This is a genomic window from Limnochordia bacterium (genome assembly GCA_023230925.1).
Lineage (GTDB): Bacteria > Bacillota > Limnochordia > DUMW01 > DUMW01 > JALNWK01.
The window spans coordinates 1-8,543 of record JALNWK010000081.1 but is presented as its reverse complement, the minus strand read 5'-3'; the positions used below and the strand labels follow the sequence as shown (position 1 = coordinate 8,543).

5 protein-coding genes are annotated in these 8,543 nt (G+C 46.1%); all 5 read right to left on the bottom strand.

Annotated features, from left to right (window positions below; translation table 11 throughout):
- Positions 1 to 617 precede the first annotated feature (617 nt).
- Positions 618 to 1,940 (bottom strand): sugar ABC transporter substrate-binding protein, encoded by a 1,323-nt coding sequence (locus M0Q40_12045; protein MCK9223326.1) that lies wholly within the window; start codon positions 1,938 to 1,940, stop codon positions 618 to 620.
- Positions 1,941 to 2,012: 72 nt separating this feature from the next.
- Positions 2,013 to 3,932 (bottom strand): hypothetical protein, encoded by a 1,920-nt coding sequence (locus tag M0Q40_12040; protein MCK9223325.1) that lies wholly within the window; start codon positions 3,930 to 3,932, stop codon positions 2,013 to 2,015.
- Between the two features lie 176 nt (positions 3,933 to 4,108).
- On the bottom strand, positions 4,109 to 4,909 hold the full coding sequence (locus M0Q40_12035) for a hypothetical protein (GenBank protein ID MCK9223324.1): 801 nt from the start codon (positions 4,907 to 4,909) through the stop codon (positions 4,109 to 4,111).
- Between the two features lie 36 nt (positions 4,910 to 4,945).
- Complete coding sequence (locus tag M0Q40_12030) at positions 4,946 to 6,784, bottom strand: glycoside hydrolase (protein MCK9223323.1); 1,839 nt, start codon at positions 6,782 to 6,784, stop codon at positions 4,946 to 4,948.
- A 99-nt stretch (positions 6,785 to 6,883) separates the two neighbouring features.
- Complete coding sequence (locus tag M0Q40_12025; GenBank protein ID MCK9223322.1) at positions 6,884 to 7,615, bottom strand: LamG domain-containing protein; 732 nt, start codon at positions 7,613 to 7,615, stop codon at positions 6,884 to 6,886.
- Between the last annotated feature and the right edge of the window lie 928 nt (positions 7,616 to 8,543).

Sequence of the window (8,543 nt, the reverse complement as noted above, 5' to 3'; positions counted from 1 at the left end):
GATAATTTGAGCAAAACGGTGACAAAGAGGGTGGCCTTCTAGTCCGTGACAGTGGCCTTATCTGACCGTGAGGGTGGCCCTCTTTCTCCGTGAAGGTGGCCTTATTCGATCGGAATACTCAATCTCAATGTTAGACCCAACTCCAGTTTCCCGGAGAATAAATCGTGCTTGATGCCAGGATGAAAGGACAAAACCCCCTCGGCGAGCTCTGTAAAGATCCTGAAGGAATCAGGATGCAGGAGACACAACTGATCTCTTTTTCCCGGATCTAAGCATAGTGATCATGTTGTACAGGATAATCCAGATACCCGGGGGACTGTTGCAGGGGAATGATTCTAGGTCTTCCTTTCAAAAACCTAATGGTGCTTGGGATTTCCATAACGCTAACCATATTACATTCCACAGAATAGAGAACTTCCGTCGGTTAGCAATACCAACAACCCAGTTTCCTAACGTAAGATGGTATGGCAGGCTTTGTTTCAAAGCCGTCATACCATCTTTACTAATCACGTCTTTTCAAATCACTAAACTATTCTAGCGCAGTAGTATCCTAATGCCGGACTTTGTTCTTAGCTTACTACCCCTTCTATATATAAGCCGGGTAAAACCTCCAGCACTTAATTGACCAACGCTTTCAGTTGTGCATCAAGTTCACTTTGAATTCTCTCCAAAGCGGTCAACACCGCGGTAGTCCCGTTTATAATCGGGTTAAACCAACGTCGCTGATTCTGATTAACGATTCGCCCAGTACCAAGAATACTCTCCTCTACTGCCCTTCGTGAATGCGAAACACCGCCGTCAATGAACTGAACAAGAACGTGCTCCTTTATCTCCATTACATCCGTGATCTTACTCACATATACAGGAAGAACAGAACGCCTTGCCGGAATATCACCGGTTAGTTCGCTCCAAAGAGCTTGGCCTTCAACTCCTGTAGCAAACTTGACAAACTCCCAGGCTTCTTCCTTGTACTTAGTATTCTTGTATATGAAAAGAGCATCCACCCAGCGTGTGTTTGCCCGGTTTTGAGCCAAGGGAACTGGTGCCATATTCCAGTCAAAACTCATACCGCCGGTACGCGTCTCCTGGATAAACTGCTTGACCTTCCACGTACCTATCCAGTCCATGCCTAGTCTGCCTTGCTGGAAGCCACGCACAACATCTATTCCCTTGTTCGGACCTTCAGCTGCATAGTTCATGCAAAGATACTGAAGTGCTTCGTACGCAGTTACGTTTTCTGCTCGCGTCATAGTGGATTCAGTGGCTTTCCCTGTTTCATATGCTTCGGGGACAAACCAATCTCCACCAAACATCCAAGCAATATCGGGAAGATACAAATCTGTGGCTCGACTAACACCCAACTGACGCGCAGCACCATCTTGTCCAACTTCCGTCAGACGAGCGCTGTAACTTAGGAGATCATCCCAGGTCCATTCATCTGAATCCCAGTCCATTGTCAACGGTGCTAAGCCATACTCATCGAACATATTCCTGTTCCAGAAGACCACCTGCGTGAACACGTTTAACGGCATACCATATACTGTCCCATTCACCTCATATGAACGAAACACGCCCGGTAGGTAATCATCAATATCAAGCTCGGCAGCATCCCGCTCGATGAGCTCGTTAAGGCCTAAGATCCATCCACTGTGTATAGGCAACAGGCGATCATTACTGCCGTAATGTATGTCTGGAGCCAAACCGGATGCAATTAAGCTACTCAGCTTTTCGAAAAAGCCTGCCCCGCCTCCACCAGATATGAGTTCTACCTTAACCCCTGGATTCGCCTCTTCGAAAGCTGCAGCTACCCTCTCCGCCCACTCTGTCTCCAGTGGGACTGTTCTATGCATGTAGGTAATCGTTACCTCAGCTTTGCTTACTCCTGAAAATGTAACTAATAATAGTATTACCAACACCCGGATGTGTCTGTACCTTCTCATTGTCATATACCTCTTTCCTCTAGATATGATGAGCTCACAAGAGTGCTACACATGAGCCCCATTGCCTCAATATCACCTTGCGAGCACCGAATCAGGAGTAAAATCTTTGTAGTCTAGGACCCGCCCAAAGGTAATTCGGTTGGCATCATGATAGTTTCGTGCTCCTTGATACGCTGTCCGGACTATATAGATGATGTCTTCACCGTCGAACCGCCAATCAGGATACTGAAACCCGGTCATTCGAACGGAATCTGCAAAACTCATACCCTGATTGTCCGTCATTAACGTCTTTGCATGATACCAACTCCGTAGGTCCTTCGAAACAAAAAGTGAAAGGACGTTCCGCTGACTCGAATATGAAGGATCCGTATTCTCATTGGTAAGCGTCCAGTACAAACCCGTACTCTCATCTCGACGAATCACGAACTTGCTCTGTGCACCTGGAAATTTAATGAAATCATCTGGCGTAAATGTGATCAAAGAACCTTCTTCGTGTATTTCAATCATGGCCGCGCGATCCACATACGGTGTAGAGTTGACACGCAGAATATTCCATAGTCTTCCGTCAGGGCCTTCAACAATATTCCCTTCAGCCCAGCCTGTTGTCGGTGCCGACCCGGGAGGGTCCCATGATTGGTTGAATACCAGTTGGTTACTTATCGTCCAATTACCAGCATCTAGTAGATCCGCATTGGAATTGGCTGAGATAACTAGCGCTTGGTAATCGCTAAAACCAGGCATGGTAGGATCAGCCGCATTCTCGAATGCGCGATACAGACGACCACCTACCTCCAACACAGGTGTTGGAGCCCCGTGATATCGCGGCGGAGTTCCCCATTGACCCCCAGGGAACAGAAGACCGTTTTTCCCATCAACCGGTTCAGTCCAGGTTATTCCACCATCGGTTGACCGCACAATAACTATACTTCCGGGACCAGCTGATGTACCCAGCAAGTAGAGCGCACCATTGTGCTCAAAAAGGCTTGCCCAATATACCCCTATAAGGTCAGTCAAATGCATCCAGTTCTCTCCGTCATCGGTTGAACGGTAGACACTAGTCATGTTGGGTAATCCTAGCCAGTTTTTGGAGGCACCCGGGCCAAAGTAGTCATGCGTGGCAATAATATCGCCATTCTTCAATCGGATCAAACTAGGGCTTCCCAGATAGATGTTAGTAGTCGGATCCTGATACTTTACCTCACTAACCCACAGTGGATCGGGGCTAATCGATGTGTCGCTACTTAATTCATGCTTCGACATGTATTTCGACTTCAAGTACTCCTCGACTTGCCCCCTCTCTAGGTCAGATAGTCTGGCGTTGTAAATAAGTATCTCGGCAATTAGCCCGCAAAGGTGCCCCTCGGTTCGCGAGGCCCAATCACGTTTGCCAATGAACAAATCATCTGAATTTCCTTCGGACGACAGGACATCCTTAATTACATTTCTTAATACTCCATTACCGTAAAGTCTAATCTCCCCATCTACAGGATCGTAGGAATAGGACGATATGTATGGAGTATCTGAAGAGAAATGATGTGCACGGTCCCAAGACCCAGCAACGCCCAAACCACCAAGAGGTGTTACGAACCAACCATCAACGCTAATACCATCAGCATTACTCTTTTTCTGGAGTAGTCTAAACCCGCTTTCATACTGATAGACAATGAATACTGTAAAACCTTCTACAGGATTTAGTACATCATCATGGGCTACCCGCAGAAACGTGTTTCCCCCATCAAATCTTATTGAAGGGTGCCCGTTAATACCTTTCAGATCAAAAGAAGGCTCTTTACCGGTTTTCGACATAGCATGACGACCATTCCCGGACTGATCCTCCCATATGCTAACTAGGTTATTCCGCGATATTACTCCAGCATCAGCCTTGAGCCAGAGCTGAAGATTATTCGTGGGTAAGTCCATATCCTGAGCGTATACAATACCGCACGTTAGAAGACTTACGAGAACAACAATGCCATATTGCAGCATTTTCATCATTCGCCCTCCTACAAAGTGCCTGAAAACATCGATACCATCCTCTGTAGCGATACGCAGTATAGACCACTTACCTCGGTATATACCGTTCCATGACAATTCATTGACCCTGAATAAAACATGCATACACACATTTTATCTTCAACTTAACCCGGGACTAGCAAAAAACTGAGCAATTAGAGTCCGTACTTGTCAATAAGGTACTGCTCAACTTCAACTCGACTATCCTCTGTAAGGGTGGCATTATAGATGATTAGTTCGAACAAGTCACCACTCCATGGCAATTCATTGGCTCCAGGGTAGTTGCGCTTACCAACATAAAGATCGTCTTCGTTCGGAACCTGAGCACAGACATCGTTAAGGGTTGCACGTAGTTCACCACTGCTATAGGTCTTTATCGTGCCTGTACTAGCATCAAATACACTGGTCTGAAGGTAAACAGTCCCACCTTCAGGAAACAAAGAGGCACCTTTTCGATATACTCCAGATACTGCTAGACCTTGCGTAGCGACAACAAACCAGGCATCTTCGCCAGTTCCGGTATGAGCACTTTTCTTCTGTGCCAGTCGGTTTCCCGAAGTGTTGCGGTGAACCAAGAATAGTGTGAACCCTTCGCCTGCATTAAGACCATCGCTGTGCGGAATCCTGATAAAGGCTGTTTCATCAAACCTGATACCACTATGAAACCCAAAAGCATTCTTAACGACCTTTGGCGCTGTTTCAGTTTCGATCACTGCGTCATTTTTCTGACTAGATTGGTCTTTCCATAGAGCTAATGCCGATGATTGGTTTTCCGTAACTCCCTTATCAGCCATAAGCCACAGTTGCAGTCCGTCATATGGTATGATTGGTTCTTCAATTGGATCATCGATAGGTGCTCCGTTATCCTCCCCAACTTTGACTGCAAGACACCCTACCGAAAAGCTGACCAACATCACTGCTACCATTAGACCAAGACATACATCTCTCATTGTCACGGCACATAACACCCTTTCCATGCAGTTGGTTGTTTCTCATAAAGCATCTGGAGTAAGACTACGAAACCTGCTAACACGTCCAAAAGTGATCCGATTTGAATCATGGTAGTTCGGTGCCCCATTATAGGCGGTACGAACGAGGTATATAATGTCATCTCCATCAAATTGCCAGTCAGCATACTGAAACCCAGTCACGCGCACCGAGTCACCAAAATCCATTCCTTGATCGTCATTCATTAGCGTTTTTGCATGGTACCAACTCCGTAGATCCGGTGAAACATAAAGGGAAAGAACGTTCCTCTGACTCGAATGTGCAGGACTTGTGTTGTTATTAGTAATCGTCCAATACAAACCTGTACTCTTGTCTTTACGGATCACAAACTTGCTCTGTCCACCTGGAAATCGGATGAAGTTATCTGGTTCAAAAGTGACTCGAGAGCCTTCTTCGTGTATCTCGACCATAGCAGCACGATCCACATACGGTGTAGAATTGACACGCAGAATATTCCATAGTCTTCCATCAGGACCTTCCACAACATTCCCTTCGAGCCACCCTGTTGTCGGATTTGAACCCGGTGGATCCCAATCCCCATTAAAGTAAATCTCATTACTCATTCGCCAATTGGACGCATCAAGCAAGTCCTTTTCAGCATCAACGGAAATAACGAAAGTAAGATAACCACGCATCCCTGGCATATCAGGATCTGCGGCATTTTCGAATGCGCGGTAAAGCCGACCGTCGACTTCCAAAACAGGTACTGGTGCCCCATGATAACGAGGGGGCATACCCCATTGTCCTGGACGGAAAAGCAGACCGCTCTTATCATCAACTGCTTCCGTCCAAGTAGATCCTCCATCTTGAGAACAGACAATGGCAATACCGCCCATACCTGACGAATTACCCAAAAGATACACGTTGCCATGATGCTCAAAGAGAGTAGCCCAATAAATCCCCACCAAATCCGTCGAGTGTTCCCAGGTCTTCCCGTCGTCTTTCGATACGTAAACACTTGTCATGTTTGAGCGACCGAGGGTATCCTTCGGCGCATCTGGACCAAAATAATCATGCGTAGCAAGAATGTCTCCATTATTCAACCGAATCAGACTAGGACTTCCTAGGTAAGTCTTAGTATCCGGGTCCTGCCACTTGACTTCACTAATCCAAAGTAGCTCTTCTGAGCTTTCTGTTCTCTTGGAAGGGGCTTGAATCAGATTGTCTGTCATATCCAGGACTCCCACTTTGATGTAATCCCATAGGACGTCGTTTGAACCATCTGCACCAGCGAATGAGATCCCCAGTCTGTAAACACCATATTCCGGCGGAACCTGGTTGTCTCTAAAGGGTAAGATCTTAAGGAAAACACCGTCTACATAAATCTCTGCTGTTCGGTTCTCCAGATCAAATACTACCGTCTGCAAGTACGACTTACGTTGATCGCTATCCGCAAAAATCCCAAGATTCCATGGATGTACCGATACGTAGTTTGGCCAGTTCATTTCGCAATTCCACAAATCAACACCTAATAGGCCGTTACGATCCACCCATACTTTCGACTGAAATACGATTCTCGTTTTGCTACTTACCGAAACATCAAGGTTCAGAATCGCTCGATTTTGCTTATCATCTTTATTTGACGCCTTCAGCACACGGCCGCTCGATGCTTCATCAAACTCCTCAATAGACCATGATACTCGACGATTACTGAAGAAAGTCCATCTCTCATCAATAATCTCACCAAGCTGATAGTCAGCAAAGTCATCCACACAAAGCCAGTTTACGTGTTCAATCAAGTCATTGGCTTGCGCTGATGTATACGTACATAGTATCAAGACAATAAGAAAAACTCCGATTAGTGAGTCTGCTGCAATTCCCAAACTTATTACCTCCATAACTAGGAGTGTGGGGCCTAACGGAACCTTTGGAACCATCATCCGGACAAGTCGATCTAATGGGAAATCTGGACCACTCCGTATTTAGTTTGCTCCTAGTTCGACTCCATTCTCCATCACACACCGAATCTCATCAGCTTGTAATGCCTTATTCCAAATAATGAAATCGTCCATAGTGCCTCCGAAGGGACGTCCGTCATTAATGGTAAGTCCAATTCGCGCACCCTTACCCCAATCTTGAATCATATCTATCCCTTTTGCTACCTGTTGTCTGAATACTTCTTCGCCGTTGATATATAGGGCGCCATATCCTTCGGTAGCACTGTATACTGCTGAAAAGTGAACCCAACTGTCCCATGTAACCTCTCCAACTTGCATGTCAAAAATAGTCTGCATGTTGCTTGTCCGCACTAGCCAGCGGTACTTCCCATCTGCTCTAACTTCTGGATGGAAGACCCACGTCTCATCAGAACTCTGAGTATTGAATATTTCCCGTGTTTCTCCCGGCGAGACCTTGATCCATGCCATAATAGAGATCTCATCCTTTGGAATCAATGCCGATGGAAACCCTGAAAGGTCCACAAAACTCTTACCCACAAACTGTCCAGCTAAGCCCCTCACTCCTTGTACGGAGTTAACTGTACCACAAACCATACCGTTAATACCATTTCCTGACTGGTCCATCACTCGGCCATCGACGATTTCATCAAAGCTGTAATACAATACAACGAAATCGTCCGACGGTGCTGCTAAGACACCTACTGTAAGAAGAATAACAGTCACCAACAACATGTTCAGCCACCCAATATAGCGCATTAGAAATACCCCTTTCAGATAATTGTTATATAGTAGTTACTCAGTACTGTTGCCGTCAGAACCGTCCGTCGCGTTTCTATTAGCGTAGCACTTCCCACCAACACCCGTTTACATCATCCAAAGCCAGATTTCCATACTTAGTAGCACATCTACCCAACTTGTCAGAAGAAACTGCGTAACAACATTACTTCGCTGCAACTGGTCTCCGACTACATGCCATCCGCCCCCTAGTTCTTTATCGCCGAACATGGTTCCCTAGTACTAAATATGTATTCGACAAGCAACGCGGCCTTTCCTTCTAACTTGGGGGCTTTCTTTGATAGAAACCGAGTCAACCGCCGGATACCTGAGGCTAGATGTTTCATGTTAAATTGAACTCGGCAAACAGGTCGTCAAGACTCTAGAAGAACACAGATAATAGCCTTGTCATGGTGACAGCGATAGGCAGCTTGACGGGGAGATTGGTTATCTCTAAGCATGGCAAACATAACATGGCGGAGGAGACGTTTGGAACATCATCATCGTTTTTCGAGGATGACGAGTAAACATGGTTTTAGTGATAGCAAACAGAGGATCGCGGGGAAGGTCTAAACTTTTTGGCTGCCATTCCCTAAGAAAGTCGAGTGCCAAACACACGGCGGTAGCATTTCTCGGTGCAAAGGGTGTTGAGTAATCCGGTTCATTTTGAGCCACGTATCCGAACAAAGTTGGCCACCATTCCGGATTGTGAGGCATTATTTGCACTAGCCTCTATAATGCGTTCATACATCAGTTTTCTGATGCGAATGCATGTAAAGCAGGACCGATTACGGTCTGACCCCCTAAATTCGGACATTATGCTACAATGGCTGTCCTTCTTATAGAATTGCTCATGAATGCTTGGTGATACTGTCGAGGGCTTTGGTAGTTTAGGCTACCATGTCTACGT